A 23,650-nucleotide genomic window follows, 5' to 3' on the forward strand; every position below is an offset into this window, starting at 1 on the left:
AGATGTCTGAGGAGAATGTCGAGAGGATCACCGAGGGAATGCGGCCCGTGCACGGGGAGGCACGCCACCTGCGCCGCGCGCTCACCATCTGGGCGCTGCTCTCCATCATCGGGACCGTAGCCGTCATCTTCCTGGTCCCGTTGCTGCTGCCTGTGGCCGCGGACGACTTTGACGCGGCCGATAATGGGACGCTGGTCATTTTTACAGCTCTGGCCGTGCCGGTGGCGCTCTTCGTGTTTGTCTTTCTGGGCTATAGCCTGCTGGCCTTCCGGGTCAGGGAGCGGCCGACCGAGGTGGGAGCGCCACTGCATCCGACGCCCGCCTTGCAGTTCGGCTGGCTCTGCGTGACCGGACTGCTGTGCCTCTTCCTGGTGATCTGGGGCCTGCTAGCTTCGTATCAGCGCACGGTGGCGGCGCCATCGAATACGCTGGTCATCCAGGTAACAGGTCAACAGTGGCTATGGAACTTCAGCTATCCACAGTATAGCGCCTCCACACAGGGGCAGGTAATCAAACTGCCGGTGAACCGTCCCGTGGAGTTCCAGGTTAGCTCGAAGGATGTGCTGCACGGCTTCGCCATTCGCGCCCTGGGGATACGCGTGGATGCCAATCCGGGCCAGGTGACCTCGACTCCGGCCGTGGCGCCGACGCGCATCGGGCATTATAGTGTGGCCTGTGTGGAGCTGTGCGGACTCTATCACTCGTATATGTGGTCGGCGGTTGATGTGGTGAGCGATTCAGACTTTAATGCCTGGATCGTCAGTCAGGGGGGACATGTATGACTGAAGTTAAACGCGTGAATCTGTTGCAGAGGCTGTTTCCCAGCGTGCTCTCTGGCATCCTGCTGGGCGTGCCGGCGGCCGTAGGCGCGGCGTTGCTGGTGGCTATCTGGTATCCAGAAAATTACGATGCGCAGGTGGTGGCCGCCTATAGCGCCTGGACACTCTTCTTCTTTGTCGGTATCGGCGCCTTTAATGGAGTGGCGCGCTGGGGCTTCGCGCGTCGCGACGCCACGCCGGCCGAGGAACTGTACCTGGCGGGCAAGGGCCAGGGTTTCTGGCGCTACTTCCGCTATACCACCGACCATAAGGTGGTGGGAATGCAGTACCTGTTCACGGTGTTGATCATGTTCTTCCTGGGTTCGATGGGCGCCTTCCTGATCCGCCTGGAGCAGTCGCGGCCGGGGGCGGTCTTCCTGAATCCCTCTACCTACAACACCATCGTTGGCATGCATGGCATCCTGATGATCGCCGCCACCGTCGTCATGATCAGCGGCCCCTTTGGCAACTTTGTGCTGCCGATCATGATCGGGGCCCGCGACATGGCCTTTCCCAGGCTGAACGCGTTGAGCTACTGGCTGCTCTTCGCGGCCATCCCGGTCTTCTTCTCGACCATGCTCCTCGGCGGCTTCCCAACCGGCTGGACCGGCTATGCGCCGCTCTCGGTGCAGGAGTTGACGCCGGGCATGGATGCCTACTGTTTTACCATCATCCTCTTCGCCATCTCGACCACGGTGGCGGCCCTCAACATCGTGACGACCGTGCTGGTCTTCCGCGCCCGTGGCATGACCTGGGGACGCCTGCCGATCTTTGTGTGGGGCGTCCTGCTCTCGGTCGTGCTGGGTCTGACGGCCTTCCCATCCTTCTTGATGTCGCAGGTGATGGTGGTGATGGATCGCGTCTTCCAGACCTCGTTCTTCGTGGCGTCCTTCGGCGGCAGCAACTGGCTCTACGAGCACATGTTCTGGTTTATGGGGCATCCAGAGGTCTATGTGATCGCGCTGCCGGCGATGGCCGTGGCGGCCGAGGTCACCTCGGTCTTTACGCGCAAGCCGGTCTTTGGCTATCGCATGATGATCGGCAGCCTGGCGGGCATCAGCGTGCTCAGCGTCCTGGTGTGGGGACACCACCTCTACACCAGTGGCTCGGCCGGCGCCCTCAACAGCCCCTACATGCTCGATACCGAGCTGATCTCGGTCCCGACCGGCGTGTTTTTCCTGGGCATTATCGGGACGCTGTGGCGCGGCAAGATCTGGATGGCGGTGCCGCTGCTCTTCGTCGCCGGCATGCTGGTCAACTTTGTGATCGGTGGCGTGACCGGCATCTACCTGGCCGATCTGCCGACTGATGAGATCTTGCACGGCGGTATGTTCGTGACGGCCCACTTCCACTTTACGCTGGTCGGCAGCATGGTCTTTGGCTTCTTCGCGGGCCTCTACTACTGGTTCCCTAAGATGCTGGGGCGCCGCCTCAATCCCGTGCTGGGCCGGCTCCACTTCTGGCTCTTTGAGATCGGCTTCCTGGGGACGTTCCTGTCGCTGTTCTACGCGGGACTGCAGGGGGAGCCGCGCTGGTCGGCCAATGTGGCGCCGCCCTATGCCGTGCCCAACCTGGTTGCCAGCCTGTTCGCCATCCTGATCGCGGCCTCCGTGTTCATTCTGGTCTGCAACGTGGTGATGACGCTGCTGGTCGGCGAGCGCGCGCAGGCCAACGAGTGGGGCGCCCGGACCCTGGAGTGGATGGTGCCTACGCCGGTGCCGCTGGAGAACTTTGAGCACCTGCCCGAGGTGAAGGATCTGCCCTATGATTATGCCTCCCCGGCCCCGGTGGCGGTGGAGATGCCAGCCGTCCTCCCTAGCACGCCGCGCGACTACCACCTGCCCGCGTCGCTGACGGATGGCGACAGGACCGAGACCACCCTGGAATCACCGCTGGAGAATTGAGTGCGTGCGCTGAAAGGAGATATGCATATGGATACGTCGCTGGAGCAGATGCACGACATTGATCAGCATGCCCGCTCGCTGCGGGCCAGAGCGGCCGTGCTGCTGCTGATTCTATCGGATGCGCTGTCGGTCGTCGCCATTATGGCCGCCGGTGGCTACCTGAGCGCGCTCAACACCCTGAACCAGTATCGGCTAGCGAGCGAGCGCCCCCCGGCTTTCTGGCCCGGACTGCTGCTGACCATAGGACTGTTGCTGAGCGGCCTGTCCTACTACGCCTGGGAGCGTTCCATGCTCAAATTCGAGGGTCACGGCCGGCACCTCTTCCTCTTGCTGGCCCTGTTCCTGATGATGCTAGCCCTGGCCGGCCAGATCTGGATCGGTGTTACCCTGGGATATGCGCAGCCCTTCGACGCCTACGTGAGCCTCGTGCTGCTGTTCACATGGTACGCGGCGATCCACCTCCTGCTGGCGGTCATCGTTGGCCTGCTCGTGCTCGGTCGCGTGCTGCACGGACGCATGGCCGACGCGGTCTACCTCGTCAGCGCCACCGGCTACTGGTGGTACTACACCGTCGCGGCGGGTCTGGTCATGTGGCTATTCATCACCCTCTTGCGGTGACGCTGTGGGAGTCACAAGCTGAGGCAAGCCCTAATGCATTCAACTTGAGAGCAAGCGACAAGAAACATTACCAGAGTACGTGCGGGGCTTGCCCCCGCTTCCTTCCTCGCCGCTCGAAAAAGCAATAAGAATAATGTGGTGCATCCATACAACCGTTTCTGGTCGCTTTGAATAGGCCTTTCCTCTTGGAGAACAAGCAAGCGGGGGCAAGCCCCGCACGTACTCTGGTCATCTTTATTCTTAAAGGCATGGAGGTGGTGTATGTTGTGGCTGGATAGGGATGGGTGGCCGGTGCCGCCGGTGGTGCTGTTGATCTGCGTGGTGGGGGAGATGCTGTATCTGCGCGGCTGGTTGGTGGTGGCCCGGCGTGAGGGGGCGCGGGGACATGGCTGGCTGTGGCGTGGGTTCTGCTTCGTGGGCGCTATCCTGGTGTTTTTGCTGGCGGCCAGCAGCTTTATCGATGAGCTGTCTGAGCGGCTGTTCTGGGTGCATATGGTGCAGCATCTGCTGTTGCTGGTGGTGATGGCGCCGTTGCTGGTGGCTTCGGCTCCGCTGCTGCCGATGTGGTGGGGCCTGCCGCGATTGGCTCGATCATGGCTGCGGAGCGTAGCCTCCGGGCGCGGCGGGCGCCTCTGCGCACGCCTGGGACGTTGGCTGCGCCGGCCCACGATGTCGTGTGGACTGCTGCTGGTCGGCATCTGGATCTGGCACTGGCCACCGCTCTATGACCTGGCGCTGTCGAAGGATCTTATTCACGATTGGGGCGAGCACCTGAGCTTTAACGCTGTCAGCTTCGTGTTCTGGTCGCAGGTGATCCCCTCGCCTCCGCTGCGTGCTCGCGCGAGCTCGCTGGGACAACTGGGCTGCATCGGGTTCGCCATCGCGCAGAACCTCGCGCTGGCTGTCCTGCTCGGCTTCGCGCCCCACTCCATCTACGGAGCCTACGCGCATCGCGTGGCGTGGCCGGGCTCGCTCTCGCCTCTGCAGGACCAGCAATTTGGAGCCGGCATTATGTGGACCTTCGGCGACGTGCCGTTTGCTCTCGCCTTCAGCATCCTCCTGCAACGCTGGCTCCTTCTCCACACCAGCGACACTTCCTCCATATGTTCGGACCTCGCGTCCGATTTTCCCTCGATGCACGATAACGTCCCCGATCGGCGGCATGGCGTCGTTGGTGGAGCATTCGCGCCTGGGAACGGGGCCGCTGCGCGGCAAGCGCCCGCAAGGGGCGCACGTACGGTGACGGCGGTAGCATGTGTGGCAGTGGTGGTGTTCGGCTTGCTGTGGGGGAGCCGGACCTTGCTGGCGGCGCGCGGTCAGGCGGCGCGACCGCCGGCGACGAGTACGGCCATCGGCGGCTTCCCGATGGCCGGAAAGAGTGTGCCGGATTTTACCCTGCTCAACCAGTTCAATCAACCGGTCAAGCTCTCAGCGTTGCGTGGACACGAGATCGTGCTGGCCTTTATCGACGCGCGCTGCACCACGCTCTGTCCACTGACCGCCGAGATTATGTATAACGCGAAGGCTCGTCTGAAGCCGCAAGAGGCCGATAGGGTCGTGCTGCTGGCCGTCAACGCCAATCCGGACGCCACCAGCGTTACCGAGATCCAGTCCTGGTCGATCAAGCATGGGATGCTGCACCAGTGGCAGTTCTTGACCGGCAGCGCGCGGCAACTGCAGGCCATCTACCACCAGTACAACGTCTACGACCAGGTTGGGTCCGACAACGCGGTGGTGCATGATCCCACTATATTCATCATTGATGCCACCGGGCGTTCGCGCCTCTACTACGAAACGCTCTCCTCCAGTCTTACGGCGGATTTGCGTAGCGAGGAGGATGGCTTGCTGGCCGGAATGCGGCGCTGGCTGCCTTAGCACCGTTCGAACGAGGATCGTAGGTGCGGGGCTTGCCCCCGCTTTGCCGCGCAGCGGCCCCGTACCCGGGTGCGAGCGTTCCACCAACGATACCATCTTCCCTCTCAAAGGTATGCCAGCATGTTATGTTGAACGTATTGTAAGCGGGTCCGGCACATACGGGAGGTTTTGCATTATGAAATTATTACACCGAAGATCATGGACAAAGGTTGGGGCTCCTACCGATCTCAGCATCGTTTCTGGGATGCGGGGTGGTGCATTGGAGGTTCAGATTGCGGGAACACGGCGTGCATCGGGTGACAGGGGGACGCTGTTGGCGGCGTATATCAATCTGATGAAGCCACATGTGACGGTGCTGCTGCTGGGCGTGACCGTGGCGGCGATGGTGATCGCGCGTGGAGGAAGCCTGCCCGCTGCGGGACTGATCGCGGCGACGCTGCTGGGCGGCGCCCTGGCGGCTGGGAGCGCCAACTGCATCAATTGCTATCTCGATCGCGACATTGATCTGTTGATGGGGCGCACGCGCCGCCGCACGCTGCCCTCGGGACGCATCCGGCCGCGCCAGGCGCTGCTGTTTGGGATCGTGCTGGGCGTGGTCTCCTTTGTGATCCTGACCATCTTTGTCAACCTGCTCAGCGCCTTGCTGGCCGGTTCGGCCATCCTCTTCTATGTGCTCGTCTATACCATGTGGCTCAAGCGCACGACGCCGCAGAATATCGTGATCGGAGGCGCCGCCGGCGCGGTCCCCGTGCTGGTCGGCTGGGCGGCCGTCACCAACAGCCTCTCGCTGACGGCCATCCTCCTCTTCGCCATCATCTTTTTCTGGACCCCGCCCCACTTCTGGGCGCTGTCGCTGCTGATCCACAAAGATTACGCGCGGGCGCGCATCCCGATGCTGCCCGTCGTCAGGGGCCGGCGCGAGACGCGCCGGCAGATCGGCCTCTATACGCTGCTGCTGGTGGGCATCACCCTGCTGCCGTGGCTGCTGCACGGCCTGGGGAACCTCTATCTCCTGGGCGCTCTGCTGCTGGACGCGATTCTGGTCTACATGGCGCTGCGCCTGCTGCTGGATCGCACAAAGCGCTGGGCGCGCACGCTTTTCTGGTACTCAAACTGCTACCTGGCCCTGCTCTTTGCCGCGATGGTGCTTGATCGTGTGTTGCGCTAAACCAGGAATACATCCATAGTGAAGAAAGGAGTGGAATGTTTTATGTCACAACCTGAGAAGGCTACCACAGATCAGGCCACGCCCCCCTCGAGATCGTTTCTTGCACGCCTGCGCCGGCGCGGCGTGCTTCCCATCGTTTTGCTGGTCGGCGGCAACCTCGCGCTGCTTGCGCTGCTGATCATACAACTGCTAACGCCGTTCGCCCCTGCGCAGCCTGGGACCAGCGGCCGCCCGGTCAGCGACGGCGACTTTGCCAGTCCGCTGCTCGGCAGGCCCGCGCCAGATTTCACCCTGACGCTGCTCGCCAGCCACGACACGTCTGCCGCGGACGCTTCTCAATCCATGCTGCGGCTGTCCGATTATAAAGGAAGGCCGATCATCCTCAACTTCTGGTCCTCCTGGTGCACACCTTGCAACGACGAAGCCGCCTTCCTGCAGCGCTCGTGGCCCACGCTCAACGCGCGCGGCATCGCCCTGCTCGGCATCGACGGCCACGAGAAGCGCGACGCCGCCCTCGCCTTCATAAGGCGCTATAACATCACCTATCCCAACGCGCAGGACACCCTCAGCTCATCAACCACTATCGACTATAACGTCGCCGGCCTGCCAGCCACCATCTTTATTAACCGCCACGGTACCGTCGTGGCCCATTGGATCGCGCCGCTCAACGCCCACGGCCTCCAATCCGAAATGGCCCGCCTCGACGCCCGTTGATGGAAGTTTGGGGCTCGTAATGCCGGGCTTGCCGTTGACACATTCAAATTTAGAACATGCATAAAGGAAAATGAAGAAAGTACGTGCGGGGCTTGCCCCCGCTTACTTCCTCGCCGCTCGAAAAAGCAACAAGAGCGATGCATTGTATGCAACCGTCCCTGATCGCTTTGAAGGTACCTTTTCTGGTGACAAGCAAGCAAGCGGGGGCAAGCCCCGCACGTACTGTAGTCTTTTCTCTTCATACATATTCTATGGTTGAACGTATTAGAGCTCGTCCCGGTGCGACTCCTGAGCTCTCATGCCCTGTATCTGTGATGCAACAACAAACCGGGATGGCATAGCTGCCATCCCGGTCGTGAGTGCCTGAGTCTGTGCTGTGGGTATTACTGAACGTTCAACGCGACATCGTCCACGTAGATGTTGGTGACGAGCGAAGAGTCCGTGGTGCCCAGGAAGTAGACCTGAACGCTCTGACCTTTGTAGCTCGACAGGGACGATGTTACATCAAAGCTGTACTGTGTCCAACCATGGGTGTTCGCGTTACACTGCTTCTGAGGAGTTGCGATGGTCGTACCGGACGATGTGCGCAAGCGAGCGTAGAAGTAGTCATAGCAGGTGCTACCACTCTCACTGGTGCTGATGTATGTCCAGTAGGTCAGGGTAATCTTGGTTGCCGTTGATGGGATGCTGACGGTCTGGTAGATCGCGTCGCTACAATTGTTGTAGCCACAGAGGTAGGCGCTATGCGTGCCGCTGTGCGGATTGCTGGTGTCGACGATCTCGTAGCCGCCGGTCGAGCTTTCCACCCAGGGGCTCGAACCACTCTCGAAGCCACCATTGGTGATCTTATTACCGCCGCCACCACCGCTGGAACCAACCGAGACGGTTACGGATGTGCTGTGGCTGGCGCTACCCTCGGTGCCGGTGACGGTAACCGTGTAGGTGCCGGAAGCAACAGTTGAGCCAACCGAGACGGTCAGGGTCGAAGAACCGCCGGCCGTAACAGAGGTTGGGGACAACGAGGCTGTCGGGCCGGAAGGAGATACGGAGGCCGTCAGGCTAACGGTGGCAGCGGAACCGCTGGCGACCGCTGTGCTGATGGTCGAGGTGCCGTTGCTGCCAGCGTTGATCGACAGGCTGCTTGGATTGGCGCTGATCGAGAAGTCGTTGCCACCGCCGCCGCTGCCACCAACGATGCTGTGCGAGATATCGCAGCGGTTGGTGTCATTGGACCAGGTGGACTGCATCGCGTAGGTACCGTTGCCCATGGTAACGTTGGCGGAAGCACCCTGACCGGAGCTGATCCAGGCGCACTCGTCAGCGTTTTCCTGACCGCTGGAGGCGGTCCAACCACCGGCAGGATTCTGGTCGGTGATGGTCTCGGCATACTCGTGGCCTTCAACCATGGTGTAGCCATCGTCGGGGCCGTTAGAGTTCACGAAGTTCTGGCCGCAGCTGGACCCCTGGTCCATCACATACGGCATGTTGGTGAAGGCGATATCACCATAGGGAGAAGACACTGCGCCACCGCTCAGAGTGCTGTCACCGTTGTAGTCGTGCCAGGCGCAGAAGCCACCGGTCTTGTAGTTGTCCGGATTGGCGCCCGTTGGCGACAGGATGACATACTGCGCGTAGCGGTTGGCCGACGAAGAGGTGTTGCCGAAGTGAGCAGCTGCGTTAACCGCCTCAGTGCCGATCTGGTGACCGCTGGCCGCGCTCGGGGAAGCAGCGGAATTGTCATACCAGACGCCGGAGAGCGCGCCATTGGTCGGATAACCGACGTGCGCGGCAGTAGAGGGGCAGGTGCTGGCACCAGTGGCGACACCGGAGCCATCACAATACTGAGTCATGACACCGGACCACAGCTCGTTGCCTGTGCCCAGGCCCTTGAACATCTTCTGCAGCAGGGGAGCGCCACTCTTAGGATCATTCGAGAAGGTCAGGTTGCCACCGCTATCGGTGCTCTGCGTGCCCCACTGAGTGCCCCAGAAGACTAAATAAACTTTTTCATGACCACTGGTGACGCCGATGCCGTCGATACCACCACCATAACCAAGCGTGTTGCCGGTGACGGCCGGGTGTGTCTGGCTATAGGCCTTCATCTTGTTGTTCTGTGCAATAGTAGGGACCGCGCCGTGACGATAGCTGTGTTGATACGCCGGCGAATAGGGATTAACGCCAGCCGCATTGTCAGCGCTTGAGGTTGCCGCGAAGGCAGTTGCCTGTGACAGCGCCGTCAACAACAGCATAAATACCGTCAGAGAGAAAAATTGCATCGCTCGTTTCCGCACAAATAAACTCCTTTTTTTAAGGCAATAGAAACGTTTCTCTAGTGGCGGACATATTCAAAAAATTATAGGTAAGATGGTTGGCACTCAATTACGCCCATCTTTACATGTAAGTATATAATCAATGGCTTGCCGATCACTTCAGTTCAAATTACATAATATTTTCACTTAAAGCGTAAGATTACAAAGAATTGGTAACATATTGTATAAGATTTTTCGCGAGGAAGCGGTGATACACAGGGAAGCGTTCATATATAGTTGATTCTATGGTTAGAAGCTCGCCCGCAATTATTGCATCTTATGCCCGTAGGTCGTAAGGCCGCCTTCAATTAAAACTCGCCTCCGATTTTTCTCCTTCCTTTCTCCTCCCATAGAGGAAAAATACCCGGGTGCGAGCACCGAATCTATGCCCCTGACTTACATAAGACGGCAAGCGAAAATTTGTTGGTTTATATAAGGTGCAACAGGTGCGCATTTGCGCACCTGTTGCACCTTATATAAACCAAACCGTAGGTGCGCCCCTTGCGGGCGCTTGTCGCGAAGCGGCCCCGTGCCCGGGCGCTCACCTAATCCCAAAGGAGGATTGAGGGGAGTTGGTCGGGGGCGGTCATGCGCAGGAGCGTATAGCCCAGGCCGGCGGTCCCCTGGAAGAAGCCAAAGTGCTTGACCTGGCGCGGCAGGAGGGGATCCAGGGAGAAGCGGCCGGCTTTTTCCGCCCTTTGTACGATTTGCCACGTGGCCTGCTCGGCGGCCAGCGCCAGTTCGGGTCTGCGCAGATAATGGGCGGCTGCCAGCAGGATATCGAGGCGCCCCATGTTGCCGCAGCAGAGCTGGTCGAGTCCGCGCACGCCTTCATCCAGCGTGCGACGCAGGGCGATTTCTATGTCGGCGCGCACCTGCTCGGTGTCGAGCGCGGCCAGCCCTCCTACGCGTGCCAATCCGATGCCGGGCGCGCCATGGCACCAGGCGACACGGTAATCCAATGGATCGTCCGAGCGCAGGTCGGGCCAGTTGTTGATCTGGGACTGGAAGGTGCTGTCTTCGTAGGCGATGCCCTCGCTGGCCGCCTCCAGGTAGGCGCTATCTCCAGTGACGCCATACAGGCGCAGCAGCGCGTAGGTGATGCCGGCAGCCCCGTGTGAGAAGCCGGTCAGGTGCTTGCCGTTGAAGCCGGGCCAGCTTTTGTATCCCGCAGGACTCATGGTGCGCGCTGCCAGCAGCCGCTGTCCGCAGGCGATGGCCTTCTGTAACAGTTCGGGGTCGGGCGCGACCTGGTAGAGGGCCAGTAGTACCAGCAGCGTGCCGGCTGCCCCGGCAAAGGTATCCAGCGCCTGGTCGTGCTCAATGCGTTCAAAGGTGATCAGGTCTACCGCCTGCCGGGCCTCTCGCAGCAGCGCGGGCTCGTCCAGCCACTGGCCGATGTACATCATACTATATATAATCGAGCCCAGTCCGGCGGCCGCCCCAATGCCCAGTTTCAAGAGCAGTTCTTTTCCATATGTACGTAGAGCCTGGCGCAGGTTCTGCAGCGCTCCCAGGGCCAGGTCGCGATAGCCGCTGCCACCGGTCACTTTTTCGACCGCCGCCAGAAAGAGGGCCACGCCGCATGACCCTGAATAGAGGTCGCTAGCGATCATCTGCAGCTGGTAGCGCTGGAAGCTGAACATATACTGAGGGACGATCCAACAGACGCTGCCATCGGTAGCGCGAATGGCGTGTTGCTCGATCTCCCGGGCCAGCGACAGGGCACTGGCCAGAAAGCCCTCTTTTCTCGCGGCTCTGTCCTCCTCCTCCCTTATCTCCCGGTCGCTCACGTCGCTGACAGGACTGTCGGGGAGCGCATCACGGGCTATCAGTGAATAGAGCGAACCAGCAATAAAGCTGGTCTGGAGCTCAAGGTCGGCCTCGCAGAGCGACTGGATTCTGGCGCTGACCAGCTCGAAGGACGGTTCGCGGAAACAGTCTTCTATGCGTGTTCCATCGGGAAGCAGCAGGGCGGCGCTATCGGCCGAGGTAGCGAAGAAGGGGATGTCTATCTGCTGGAGCTGCTGCTTCTCGCTGGCCAGCACGGGCCACCAGCGCGATCGCTGACGATTCTCCAGGGGCACATCCGTAGATGGCAGGACCGCCAGCGCCAGCGATTCCATGTGGATGCTGTGATCGGCTCCGTCGTGGAGATACTGTGGCTCCAGCAGCTGGTACGTCAGCGTTCCATAGACCTGCGTATTGCGATAGATCAGGCGCAGACGCTGCTGCTTGAGTCCATGCAGGGGGCTATCGGGAGCGAGCAGGGCCGCGCGCTGCCGGAGCAGGAAGCGATAGCATTGCTCAAAGCCTGTGATCACATCTGTAATGTGCTCTTCCACGCGCAGGCTGACACCCTCCTGAGCCAGGTACTCGGCCGATGGACCGATGGTGAACGTTCTCTCCTCCATCGTCATGCGGTCCGTATTGATATATTCCCAGCGCAGATCTTTGCTTTCATAGATCAGCTCATCGGGACCACGCAGGCCGCTGATGTCGTAGACCTGCTCTTCGTCGCTGTCGATCTGCCAGCCGGGTAGCATGCTGGTATGCAGGACGGATTCCATGATCATTTCGTGGGCCAGCATCTGCGCCTGGGCGCCATCATTAATGCTCTCCACCCTGGCGCGGTGCTGCATCAGCGCCTCCGCGTCGATCAGGACCGGATATTCGCCGTGTACGATCATATTCTCATGATGGCAGTCGGCCCCGACCAGGCTATAGACCAGGCACAGCAGCATCCCCGCACGTTGATAGTAGCGCCGGGCCGCCTCTTCATCTTTACAGCGCAGCTTTTCAACATACTCGCTCCAACCATATTCTCCCCGATCCAGTACGGTTAGCACTTTAAATGCAAGTGGGAGCTCCCTGTCGTTGCACCATTGTAGTAACTGGTTGAAGGCCGCCTCGATCCCCATCTGCTTCGGCTTGTAGATAAGCTTCAATCCATTGTCGAAGGTCAGGGCTAGCACGCTGCGCCGGCCTTTGTGAGGATCGGAGAGTCCCGCCTGGATGCCAGTGACCTGTCGCAGGGGATCGCTGGCGAATGTCTGCTCGATCAGCGACCAGTCGTCTGCCAGCCGCCGGAGAAATTCTGTCTGGGACTCGACCCACAGGTCCGTGATCACGGCCAGGATGCGGCCCAGCACGGGATAGGTCTGAAAGAATGGCAGCAGGCCATCGGCCAGCATCTGCTCGATGAATTCACTGTAGATCTCCCGCGAGTCGTCCTGCTGCAGATCCATGAGCAAGCGGCTCAGTGAAGACGTGCGCCGGGCGCGCAGGATCGAAAACTCGAGGTGGAATGTCTTGAGCGAGCAGAACGAGAGGTTGCGCAGCAGTTCACGCTCCAGTTCTGCATGGGCGCTGTCGTTGAGCAGATCGTAACAGTCGCCTGCTTGTGCCCGCAAACGCTGGCGGGCGTTGAGGATGAATGGCAGCAGCAGTTCTTCAAAGGCCAGGGGAAGGTCCGCGACCAGGCAGCGCGCGCCCTCCTGCCGCAAGTGTTCCGCGCTGGTGGCTCTTCGCAGAACTTCCTCCAGGGTATGCACCCACGCGGGCAGCTGCGCGTCTTCCGCCAGCCGGACGGTGCCAAGCATTCTCCGCACCTCCACGCTATCCAGGTTATCCCACTCCAGGCGCAGCTTGAATACCTCCCAGTCGCCTTTGGCGACGATCTGGCACCAGCGCTTGAGGCGTGCCTCGGCCGCCTCGGCATTTTCCGTACCCTCATCAGGAATAAAGCTACCCTGCAGCCGCTCTTCAAGCGAGCTGGCCGCCGCGACGATCTCTCGTAGCGCCGTGTGTGTCGGTGACAGTGTTTGCATGGACCCTTCCCCTCGGGATACGCCGCGGGAGCATCGGCTCCCGCTACCTCTTATTCCTATAACTATAAATCTCGATAGCCGGGGCGGGGACCGAAGACGTCGCCGCCGCCGATCTGGCCAGCATTGCCGCTACCACCATTGATCTCGGTGAGCTGCGCGTCGTCCAGCTCGACTTCCGCAACCTGGCTGGCGGGGAGCACAACGCGCAGGGTATGATGGCGATCCTCCTCCACGTGCACTACCGCGCTGGCCGGGAAGGTAACCCCGAACGCCTGCTCAATAGCGGCTCTGGGATCATGGAGCAGCTGGCGGCGGAACGCCTGATCGCTCTCCGCGCGGGCAATAATACGGGTTTCCAAGGAATGTTTGTTGGTCATCTTTCTCAACCCTTTCTCTAATAGAGGTGCAGGTTCAAACTCGCTAAAAAACTGACTATGAGCAGCCACAGCCTTTTTGGAATGATTTTAATGTCTGGGCTGTGGTGAATCCACAGGTGCAGCAGTTGCTGATGTCTGGCCTGCTAGGGGGCATGCCGCCGACCGCGGAGGCGAGTTCCTCATCGGACAGCTCGTGTGCGCCGCGCTGCTGGGTCGCCGGGATGGTCAAATGGATATCATTGGGTGATTCTTCGTGGATATGGATGCGGGTGTTGGCCGGGACATCGACGCCGAAGGCTTCTTTCAATGCTCGTTTGGGATCGCTGAGCAGGCGCTGGCGGAAGGCGGGATCGCGCATCGCCTTATCAACAATGCGCTGGTCCGCTTGATTGTGTTGTGACATTTTTTCCCCTCTCATGCTTCTAAATCATATGCTTTACAACCTTGTAGTGGGGCAGGATGTGGTTGGTCCAAGAACTGGAGATTAGCAGCCACAACCTTTTTGGACCGATGTAAACGATTGAGCGGTGCTCATTCCGCATGTGCAACACTTGCTGTTGCGGTCAGGATCGCTGGAGCGCATGCCGCCGACCGCCGAGGCCAGCTCTGCATCGGAGAGATCGCGCGAGCTGCGCTGCTGGGCTGCCGGGATGATCATATGGATTTCAGAGGGTGAGGCCTCGTGGACATGGATGTTGGCGCCAGCCGGGACATCGATGTCGAAGGCCTCCTTCAATGCTCGTTTGGGATCGCTGAGCAGGCGCTGGCGGAAGGCGGGATCGCGCATCACCTTATCAACAATGCGCTGGTCCGCTTGATCGTGTTGTGACATAGTTGTCTCCTCTCATATCTCTCGGACTCCCGGGTCCGAGCCTATAACGGGAATGTGGATGGGCCGGGGCAGGTCGGACTTGTTGACTGCGACCCCGGCGGGCACGTTATCGAATACCAGGGGCGTCGGGCGCGTGGTCCGCGCCCCCGGCAGGAATGCTTTCATATATCACAGATCAATCAATTGGATCCTGTTACGCGTGCGCTGGCCAGACATGAACGGTGTGGTCGGCGCTGGCTGAGGCGATATACTGGCTGTCCGGCGACCAGGTGACGGCGTAGACATAGTCGGTATGTTTGCTGTAGGTGAAGGCGTTACTTCCGGTGGTGGCATCCCATACCTGCACGGTCTTGTCGTAGCTGGCGCTGGCGATGCGCTTGCCATCGGGCGACCAGGCCACGCTGGCGACGCTCCCCTTATGACCGCTGTACATCAGCAGTTTCTTGCCGGTGGTGGCATCCCACACATAGGCCATCTGGTCATCGCCGCCGGAGACGATCTTGCTGCCATCGGGCGACCAGGCCAGGGTATAGACGCGATAGCTGTGTCCCTTGAAGGTCGTTATCTGTTTGCCCGTGGTGGCGTCCCACACCTGGACCGTCCCATCGAAGCTGCTCGATGCCAGCTTCTTGCCATCGGGGGACCAGGCTACGCCGGTGACGGTATCTTTATGGCCTGTGTAGGTGAGGATGTGTTCACCGGTCATGGCGTCCCAGACCTGGACGGTCTTATCGTAGCTGGCGCTGGCGATGCGCTTGCCATCGGGGGACCAGGCGATCGAGACCACGGCATCTTTGTGTCCCTTGTAGTTTGAGATGCGCTGCTTGCCATCGACCTTGATCACGTCGATGTCCTGGCTATTGCCGCCGCAGGCGATATATTTGCTATCGGGCGACCAGGCGACCGCGTTCATCACCGTGTAGCCGCTGAAGGTCATCACGTTTTTGCCGCTGACGGCGTCCCAGACCTGCGCGGAGTCGTCGCCGAGTCCACCGGAGGAGGCGATCTGCTTGCCATCGGGCGACCATTTGACCTGCCAGACGACCGAGTTATGCCCCTTGTACGTGTATGGTTGAATGTTGAGCGTGGGCGCCGCTGGCGTGGGATGCGATGTGGTGGTGGAATTGGACGTGCTGCCGCTCTTCCCATTCAAACGTGGCAGCACGAAGAGGCCCACGCCACCGATGATCACGGCCAGCGCGACCAGCACGCCGACGATGCCGACCACCGCATTGCCTTTGCCGCGCGGTGGTCGATTGGGCGCACCTGCCATGCCCCCCGCAGGGGGAACGGGCGGCCTGCCCATCGGATTGCTATATGCTCCCTGGGGCGCGGCGTAGGGAGCCGGTGGCGTGTTGCTGGCATACCCTCCATACTGGCCCTGGCTTTGCTGGCCCGGCGCGCCACCGGCGACCGGTTGTGGTGCCTCGTAGCGCTGGCCACAATTATGGCAAAACACCTCTTGCGGCGCCAGACTCGTCCCACATGTGGGGCAGATGCGGCTGGATACCTGTTGCATCGGGTCGTCCTTTCCTGTCTGATCATAAAGAATACATTGAGTGCGTGATAAAAAATCAGATTGTATGCGTTGCCAATCCCAATTGGCGTGCTAGCCTGGATTGAACGGGAACGGCTGGGCTGGCAGCGCCATCTGCTGCCGGATAAATGCCACCTCTCCCAGCAGATAAGCGCTTTGATACCAGATGATGGAGGAGAGCCACCACCCTCTGGATCTGCAGCGCAGGAAGCGTTCCAGCCAGAGCATCTCGCTCTCTCCCAGCACGCCGGCGGCCAGGACCCGCTGAAAGTGTTCCTCCGGCACCAGCTCATCCAGGCCCTCGTCGCCCAACGACGCGACGACCAGGCGTGTCTGCGTCTCCACAGCCAGCCGGTAGGCGCGCACCGCCACCGGATCAATGGCGGTATTAAATGCCCGGCACTCCTCGCCCGTCATCAGCCCCCCCATATCGTGGCGCGCGCATCCCAGCCGTTCCACCCAGTTTCCGGCCAGCAGTACCTGAGGCCGCCCCTGCCCGAGCATGGTAATGGACACATCTTCCCAGCGCGTAACATGCCACAGCAGCCAGATCAACGAATGCTGATTCGCCCCCGGCGCCTGTCGCAGCTGGTCATCAGCAATATCCACCAGCAATAACTCATCGGCCAGCATCCGCACAACGTCATATTGCAGCAAAAAGAACGTTTGCGCGTCCATTGGCTTCCCTCTTTCCCCTACCTCTGCGTCAAAATATGCTCCCTGTTTCAATAAGATATGTTCCATCTCATCTCACCATCGCATGCCCAAAAGGCATCATTCCAAAACAATGTGATGTCTCTAGTATGCCTGCAAACCCGAATATGTTAAAATAGCATCGATGTATCAAATAGGTAGCAAGAACGTGTCACGCCGGGGATAGTGGAAAAATCTCCTGAATGCGCCCTTAATAGCGGAGGATTGCGCCATGGGTTCACAGTTGCACGGATCGTCGTCGCGTCTAAAAGTGGAGCGTGAGCTGCGCGGCTGGTCGCAGCAGTATGTCGCGGAACAGATTGGCGCGGATCGTTACTATCTTAGTCGCTGGGAGCACGGCAAGACGCTGCCCAGCCCCTACTATCGCGAGAAGCTGTGCGCGCTGTTCGGCAAAAATGCTCGCGAGCTCGGCTTTCTATCTCGTTCGGAGCAGTCCCCCGCATCCGCGAGCGAGGAGGAGGCTCCTTCTGAGACCATGGCTGTCGCGCCACCTCGGTCCGACGTGGCTATCATTGATCCCACCATTCCGCCCCTGCCGGGTCCCGCCCATGACCTGGTCGGACGCCAGGAACTGCTCGATCACCTTAAGACGCGCCTGCGCGCCGGCTCGCCCTCAACGATGATGGCGTTGAGCGGCCTGCCCGGTGTGGGCAAGACGGCTCTGGCGACCGCGCTGGCGCACGATGAAGAGGTACGCGCCTTCTTCCAGGGTGGCATCCTCTGGGCCGCCGTGGGCAGGCAGCCGGACGTGCCGGGCATCCTGAGCCGCTGGGGAACGCTGCTCGGTATCTCTTCCATCGAGGCGGCAGGCCTGACTACTCTCAGCGCCTGGACGCAGGCCATACGTACGGCCATCGGCACGCGACATGTATTAATAATTATCGATGATGCGTGGGCGCTGGAGGACGTGGTCGCCTTCCAGATTGGCGGCACCGGCTGCGCCTACCTGGTGACGACGCGCTTCCCCCAGCTGGCCTCGCATGCCGCCGCCGACGATGCCCTGGTGGTGCCAGAGCTGTCCAGCGCCGATAGCATGATCCTGCTGGAACGACTGGTACCGCTGGTGGTGAGCAGCGAGCAGGCGGCTGCCGGAGAGATCGCGCAGCTGGTGGGAGGTCTGCCGCTGGCCCTGCTGCTCACGGGCAATTTTTTGCGCGTCCAGACCTATAACCGGCAGCCGCGTCGCGTGCGCCAGGCCATCGAGCGCCTGCGTACGGCCGAGATGCGCCTGCACCTGCGGGAGGCACAGCCCCTCTCCCAGCGCTCGCCGAGCCTGGTTGACGTCCCCGCCATCTCGCTGCACACCCTGATCGCCGTCAGCGATCAGCAACTTGACCAGGAGGCGCGCGCGGCCCTGTACGCCCTCTCCGTCTTCCCGCCCAAGCCCAATACCTTCAGTGAAGAAGCAGCCCTGGCCGTGTGCGGCTGTTCCGTGGACATCCTGGATGCTCTCAGCGATGCGGGTCTGCTGGAAAGCTACGCCCCCGATCGCTACGCGCTGCATCAGACCATCGCCGACTACGCCAGCCTGCAGCGCGGCGATCCCGCTCCCGTCGCGCTGCTGATCCACTACATGACCGACTATGTGCATGCCAATGAGGAGGACTATCCCCGCCTGGAACTGGAGAGCGCGAATGTGCTGACCGCCTTGCGCCTGGCCGACGAGCACGGACAGTCGGCCGACCTGGTGGCCGCCGGTAATATCTTCGCCGCCTTTCTCTCTGTTCGCGGCGCCTATACGGAAGCGATCAGTCTGCTCGAGCGCGTGCGACGGGCGGCCTCTGACCTGGGGGACCAGCAAGGATTGGGGACCGCGCTCTCCCAGCTTGGTGAGATTGAGATGAGTCAGGGCGAGTATCAACGGGCCTACGATCACCTCCAGGAAGGGTTGACGCTGACCAGCTCCCGGCACGATCCAATGCTCAGTAGCCAGCTGCTACGCATGCTGGGCTGTGTCGAGAGCTATCAAGGCGCATACCACGAGGCGGAGTCCCATCTGCGGCAAGCCCTGGAGCTGGCCCGCCAGACCGGAAACGAGGAACTGCAGTCCCTCGTTCTGCGCAGCTCAGGTGCCGTTGCCAACGACCTGGGGAAAGTCGCCGAGGGGGAACGCCTGTTGCGAGAGGGATTAACGCTGGCACGCCGCATCGGCAAGCCTGAGCAGATCTGCCCCCTGCTGGTCAACCTCAACCAGGTTACCATGATGCGCGGCCGCTTCGCTGAGGCCGATAAGCTGGCGCGCGAAGCCCTGGACATCGCGATACAGATCAATTACCTGCCCGCGCAGTGCCTGCTCTACTCGCATATGGGCGTGGCGGCCATGGAGCAGGGTCAATACGAACAGGCGCGCGCAGCGCTGCTGCAGGGATTGGCGCTGGCTCGCCAGCTTGAGCATCCCGAATACCTGATCGGCTTGCTCTGTAACCTGGGGCGATTGATGTGGAAGCAGGGTGACATATCCATGGCCGAAACGTATCTCCAGGAGGCCCAGACAAAGGCCCGCACTATCGAGTTCCCCTGGCTACAGGCCGGGGTTCTCTACGAATGGGGCGAGCTCTACCTCCAGCAGCAACGCCTGCAAGAGGCGCGGGCCGCGCTCGACGAATCATATCGCCTCAGCGCCCCCGACTCGCCGGAAGGCGCTGCCCTGGCCCGCTATGTACAGTCCCGCGTCGCCGCCGCCCTCAACGACCCAGACCTGGCGCGCCGCTACGGGGCCGAAAGCCTCGCCCTGCTCCAATCCATGGAGGAACACTACCGCACCGCCGAGGTCCAGCAGTGGCTCGCCATGCTCGCCTAGCTCACGCGAAACACCTGCAGCGCGAAGCCAGCGAACAATGAGTAATGTATTCCCACCCTGACATTATAGTCCTGGGCATTATAGGTCGCGAGGAAGCGGCTATCGGGGGACCAGGATAATTGGATTGGGGCTCTCGGGGCCTGGTATGTGAATAATGCCGTTCCGGTGCTGGCATCCCAGAACTGGATGGTTGAGGTGAGCCCTCCTTTGTCGCTGGATAAGCCATCAACGATATTGCCCGCCGCCAGAAAGCGTCCATCGGGCGACCAGGCAAAGCTTGTGAGCATACCAGTAACTCCCTGGCAGGTGAAGAGCTTTTGCCCCGTGTGGGCATCATAGATCTGCACGCTCTTCTCTCCCGAAAGTTCATTGTAGATTCGCAGCGCCAGGCGCGCCCCATCGTTGGACCAGGCCAGAAATTGATCGTGCTGGTCAGGTAAGTTGAAAGTTCCTCCTAGCCCCCGGATATCAGAAGCTACCATAAACTGTTGAATAAGCTTGCCCGTTTGCGCGTTTAGCATGTGCATTTTTGACTTACCCGCCATAATCTGCCATAGCAATAGCGTCTTCCCATCAGGAGACCACTGCTGTAATATAGCGTTAGTGGTGTAAGCTGTGGCAGCGGCAGTATATGTCCAGAGGAGCTGATCTCTGGCGACATGCCAGACCTGGATGGCTCCATCGGAACAGATCAAAGAGAGGCGCGTGCCATCAGGAGACCAGGCCATGGTTCTGACGTAAAATCTCATTTCCGGCTCTGGCCCTGGACGCAGCGCCTGAACCGGCCAGGATGTGAGCAGTTGGTTCTGCCGTATATCCCAGACCTGTACATTCTTGCTCTGCTGTTTGCCGCTACTGCTCTCATCCTGATACTGCGCGAAATAGCTGCCTTCGGGAGACAAATCAGAGCTATCCGCGTATCCAAGTGGCGGCGATTTCCAGATCTGTTTCCCGCTCTGCAGATCCCAGGCAATCGCCCTGCGTTCATTAAGGTAACTTTGAGCTTGAGTATCTCCAAACTCAACCATATATCTGTGATCTGACGACCAGTACAACTGCCTTCTACCATAGGGAAAGGCGCTCGTCAGCGTTTTGACCCGTTCCCCGCTTATTACATTGATGATGTTGTAATTTGGGGTCTGAGTATCGACGATGAGTAGATGGCTACCATCGCGCAACCAGCGATAGGGGGATGCACTCGGGTCTCCTGGAATGCTGAGCAGCCGGTGTTTATCAACCGGCATGGTTTTTAATGCCGTAGGGTTGATATGCTGCTCCCACAGTTCCCCTAATAGCTTTAACCCGGCATAGCCGTTGAGCGCCAGTCCTGCCAGCGTTAAGCCCGCGATCAGCTTCCTTCTCTGCGCGAATCCCGGCCGAGGCTTCGCCCGCCCCTGTATCTGCTGCTTCATGCTCCTCCAGGCCCTTATTTTGCTGCCGCTTTTCTACGCAAGCGACACATATGTATTCGTAAGAGGTAATACGTTCCATCCACAGCAAAAATCACCATAGATCGAAACGTCCCTCCAACGTGAAACGCCCGTGTAGGGTCGACCTTCAACGGTCGACCGGGCCGCGAGCGCCAGCGATTGCGGCCCACGTACCCGGCCGGTTCGGCTTCCCGTGGAGAATATCTCGCCCCACGTGGTATCCCAGAGGGAACGTTCGCGTTCAGGTTCATGTGCGGAACGTTCCTCCTGGGGTACCACGCGGGGGGCGTGGAGGACATGGGAAGCGGTGTCGTGGGGGTACGTGGGCCGCAATCGCTGGCGCTCGCGGCCCGGTCGACCGTTGAAGGTCGACCCTACTTGACAAAACACAATGGTTGCCGCTACAATTGCTCTATACGTTATATGCTTTTATGTTGGACGTATCATTTTGGATGAAGGGAACGCGATGAACATGGTACAGGCAAAAGCTGCATGGCTTCTTACCTCCACTATGTTTTTTACCTCCATCGCCCATTGTCAGCCCCGTACGGGCTATCCATGGGCCGGGTGTCGCTGTCCTCTCATTCCCCCTACGCAAACTTGAACCTGTCGTAACACAGCATCTGTCAGCCAGACAGATTGAGATACAAGGGAGAGGCCCGGGTGACACCTACCGGGGCCTCTCCCTTTTTTGCTTTTGGCTGATCATTTTGTCGTTACATGAAGCGGGTCAGGTTGGTTGTTCAGGCAAAGGAGCAGGCCTATGTCGATTGTCGAGGTGAGTCATTTAGCCAAAACTTTTCGCAGCCGGGAGCGAGCCTCCGGCCTTGCTGAGAGCGTGCGCTCTTTCGTGCGGCCGCGCTACCGCTCGCGCGAGGCGGTCAGGGATATCAGCTTTGAGCTTGATGCGGGCGAGGTGCTGGCCTTTATCGGTCCCAACGGGGCCGGCAAGAGTACGACCATCAAGATGCTGACTGGCATCCTCTATCCCAGCGCCGGGAGCGTGCGCGTGCTCGGCTATACCCCCTGGCAGCAGCGGCGCCAGCTGGCCTATCATATCGCTAGCGTGTTCGGGCAGAAGTCGCAGCTCTGGTATCATCTGCCGCCGCAGGATACCTTTGATCTGCTGGCGCGCATCTACGAGCTGGATATGAATGAGTATCGCCGGCGGCGCGACTTCCTGATCGAGGTCTTCGATATCGCCGATTATATCCGCACGCCCGCTCGAAAGCTGAGCCTGGGGGAGCGCATGCGCTGCGAGCTGGCCGCCACCTTCCTGCATCGGCCGCGCATCGTCTTTCTGGATGAGCCAACCATCGGGCTGGATGTGATCGCCAGGCAGCGCATCCGCGATCTCATCGCCCGCCTGAACACCGAAGAGGGGGTCACCGTCCTGCTGACCTCCCACGACGCGGGAGACGTCGAGCAGGTCTGTCGCCGCGCCATCGTCATCAACCACGGCGAGATCATCCTCGACGAGTCGGTGGCGACCCTCAAGCGCGACTACCTCAAGGAGAAGACCATCGACCTGCAGCTGGCCGGTACGGTCGATGAATTGCTCAGCCCTGGATCGGACGAGCCTCAGCTCTCCATACCTGAGCTGCGGCACGCGGGTATCCGCGTCCTTCAGGCGCAGGAACATAGTCTGCGGCTGTCCGTCGATACGCTGCGTTGCCCCCTGGAGCCGGTGGTGGCGACTATCATGCAGCGGCAGCACATCCTGGACATGACGATCTCGGACCCACCGATGGAGACGATTATTGCCAGCATCTATGGCAGCCAGTCCCCGGCGCCGATCGCCGCCGAAAACGTAAGCTCGTTGGCAGGATAGGCAGACATACTGATGAAAGGATAAGTGTCCTATGCAGACGCAGATAGGGAAGGCTCCTGCTGGAGGTCTGTGGGCGCGCGTGGTGAGACGCGTGCGCCTCTCCAGCTTAAAATACCTGGCTATCCTGCGCGTGAGCGTGCTGAATAATCTGGCCTACATCATGGAGGTGTTCTTCCGCGCCCTGATGCTGGTGGTGCTGGTCTTTGTGCTGACCCAGCTGTGGAAGACGACCTTCGCCCTGCGCGGGGCACGCGTGCTCAGCGGCTTCACCATTGCGGACATGATCTGGTACCTGGTGGCCGCTGAGGCCATCGCCCTGAGTCTGCCCGCGCTGACCAGGCGCATCGACCAGGAGGTGCGCTCGGGACAGCTGGCCTACCTGCTGGGACGGCCGTCCAGCTATGTGCTCTACAACTACGCGCACTACCTGGGGGAACGCCTGGTGCGCCTGCTGATGAACGCCGTGGTCGGCGCGCTGCTGGCCCTGCTGATGGCTGGCCCTCCCCACTTTACCTGGCAGGGGGTGCTGGCGTGGCCGCTGGTCGCCCTGCTCGCGCTGAGCATCGACTTCGTGATGCACTTCAGCATCGGCCTGCTGGCCTTCTGGAGCGAGGAGACGCAGTCGTTCTCGCTGATCTTCAGCCGGCTGACGCTGGTGCTGGGAGGTGTGCTGGCCCCGCTGGAGATCTTCCCGCAGCCGCTGCGCAGCATCGCGCAGTCCCTGCCGTTCAGCGCCATCCTCTACGGACCCTCGCGCACGCTGGTCCATTTCGAGGCCGCTCGCCTGCTCTCGCTACTCGTACAGCAGTGTCTGACCCTGCTGGCCGTCATCGCCATTATGCTGATCATCTACCGCTTTGCCTTACGCCGCGTCAACATCAATGGAGGTTAAA

Annotated in this window: 17 protein-coding genes; 9 read left to right on the plus strand and 8 right to left on the minus strand. The window is 60.4% G+C overall.

The window, feature by feature from the left end; translation table 11 throughout:
* Nucleotides 1-2 precede the first annotated feature (2 nt).
* The 6 genes from AABA21_RS33545 to AABA21_RS33570 all read left to right on the plus strand — a co-directional run bounded on the left by AABA21_RS33545 (nt 3) and on the right by AABA21_RS33570 (nt 7,097).
* Nucleotides 3-782, plus strand: coding sequence for a cytochrome c oxidase subunit II (locus AABA21_RS33545; protein WP_338257002.1), 780 nt, complete (start codon nt 3-5; stop codon nt 780-782).
* Nucleotides 779-2,722, plus strand: coding sequence for a cytochrome c oxidase subunit I (locus tag AABA21_RS33550; RefSeq protein ID WP_338257004.1), 1,944 nt, complete (start codon nt 779-781; stop codon nt 2,720-2,722). The genes AABA21_RS33545 and AABA21_RS33550 overlap by 4 nt, the downstream gene beginning before the upstream one ends.
* A gap of 21 nt (nt 2,723-2,743) precedes the next feature.
* Nucleotides 2,744-3,340: a hypothetical protein gene (locus tag AABA21_RS33555; protein ID WP_338257005.1), complete on the plus strand. Its 597-nt coding sequence runs from the start codon at nt 2,744-2,746 to the stop codon at nt 3,338-3,340.
* 261 nt (nt 3,341-3,601) lie between these two features.
* The gene (locus AABA21_RS33560) at nt 3,602-5,215 is read left to right on the plus strand and encodes a cytochrome c oxidase assembly protein (RefSeq protein WP_338257006.1); all 1,614 of its coding nucleotides are present in this window, start codon (nt 3,602-3,604) and stop codon (nt 5,213-5,215) included.
* A gap of 175 nt (nt 5,216-5,390) precedes the next feature.
* Nucleotides 5,391-6,383: a heme o synthase gene (locus tag AABA21_RS33565; protein WP_338257008.1), complete on the plus strand. Its 993-nt coding sequence runs from the start codon at nt 5,391-5,393 to the stop codon at nt 6,381-6,383.
* A gap of 42 nt (nt 6,384-6,425) precedes the next feature.
* Nucleotides 6,426-7,097 carry a TlpA family protein disulfide reductase gene (locus AABA21_RS33570; RefSeq protein WP_338257010.1) on the plus strand — a complete coding sequence of 224 codons (672 nt, stop codon included), beginning with the start codon at nt 6,426-6,428 and terminating at the stop codon, nt 7,095-7,097.
* A gap of 383 nt (nt 7,098-7,480) precedes the next feature.
* Here the strand turns inward: AABA21_RS33570 and AABA21_RS33575 are convergent, their stop codons facing one another.
* From AABA21_RS33575 to AABA21_RS33605, 7 genes are all read right to left on the minus strand, one after another.
* On the minus strand, nt 7,481-9,388 hold the full coding sequence (locus tag AABA21_RS33575) for a hypothetical protein (RefSeq protein WP_338257011.1): 1,908 nt from the start codon (nt 9,386-9,388) through the stop codon (nt 7,481-7,483).
* A gap of 563 nt (nt 9,389-9,951) precedes the next feature.
* Nucleotides 9,952-13,236, minus strand: a complete 3,285-nt coding sequence (locus AABA21_RS33580) for a type 2 lanthipeptide synthetase LanM family protein (protein WP_338257012.1) — start codon at nt 13,234-13,236, stop codon at nt 9,952-9,954.
* 62 nt (nt 13,237-13,298) lie between these two features.
* Entirely contained in the window at nt 13,299-13,613 is a 315-nt protein-coding gene (locus AABA21_RS33585; RefSeq protein WP_338257013.1) for an NHLP leader peptide family RiPP precursor, read from the minus strand.
* Nucleotides 13,614-13,668: 55 nt separating this feature from the next.
* A complete protein-coding gene (locus tag AABA21_RS33590; protein WP_338257014.1) occupies nt 13,669-14,016 on the minus strand; it encodes an NHLP leader peptide family RiPP precursor in 348 nt (115 codons plus the stop codon).
* 81 nt (nt 14,017-14,097) lie between these two features.
* Entirely contained in the window at nt 14,098-14,445 is a 348-nt protein-coding gene (locus AABA21_RS33595) for an NHLP leader peptide family RiPP precursor (RefSeq protein ID WP_338257015.1), read from the minus strand.
* 193 nt (nt 14,446-14,638) lie between these two features.
* On the minus strand, nt 14,639-15,964 hold the full coding sequence (locus tag AABA21_RS33600) for a WD40 domain-containing protein (RefSeq protein WP_338257016.1): 1,326 nt from the start codon (nt 15,962-15,964) through the stop codon (nt 14,639-14,641).
* 90 nt (nt 15,965-16,054) lie between these two features.
* Complete coding sequence (locus tag AABA21_RS33605; protein ID WP_338257017.1) at nt 16,055-16,660, minus strand: DinB family protein; 606 nt, start codon at nt 16,658-16,660, stop codon at nt 16,055-16,057.
* Nucleotides 16,661-16,907: 247 nt separating this feature from the next.
* On the opposite strand from AABA21_RS33605, the gene AABA21_RS33610 reads away from it, so the two are divergent.
* Nucleotides 16,908-19,496, plus strand: coding sequence for a tetratricopeptide repeat protein (locus AABA21_RS33610; protein WP_338257019.1), 2,589 nt, complete (start codon nt 16,908-16,910; stop codon nt 19,494-19,496).
* Here the strand turns inward: AABA21_RS33610 and AABA21_RS33615 are convergent.
* The gene (locus AABA21_RS33615) at nt 19,493-20,908 is read right to left on the minus strand and encodes a WD40 repeat domain-containing protein (protein WP_338257021.1); all 1,416 of its coding nucleotides are present in this window, start codon (nt 20,906-20,908) and stop codon (nt 19,493-19,495) included. The two genes, AABA21_RS33610 and AABA21_RS33615, sit on opposite strands and share 4 nt — an antisense overlap.
* Before the next feature lie 781 nt (nt 20,909-21,689).
* Between AABA21_RS33615 and AABA21_RS33620 the strand changes: the two genes are divergently transcribed.
* A complete protein-coding gene (locus AABA21_RS33620) occupies nt 21,690-22,757 on the plus strand; it encodes an ABC transporter ATP-binding protein (protein WP_338257023.1) in 1,068 nt (355 codons plus the stop codon).
* A gap of 31 nt (nt 22,758-22,788) precedes the next feature.
* Nucleotides 22,789-23,649: an ABC transporter permease gene (locus AABA21_RS33625; protein ID WP_338257024.1), complete on the plus strand. Its 861-nt coding sequence runs from the start codon at nt 22,789-22,791 to the stop codon at nt 23,647-23,649.
* Nucleotide 23,650: the final 1 nt, after the last annotated feature.

It is taken from the genome of Dictyobacter halimunensis (genome assembly GCF_036245075.1).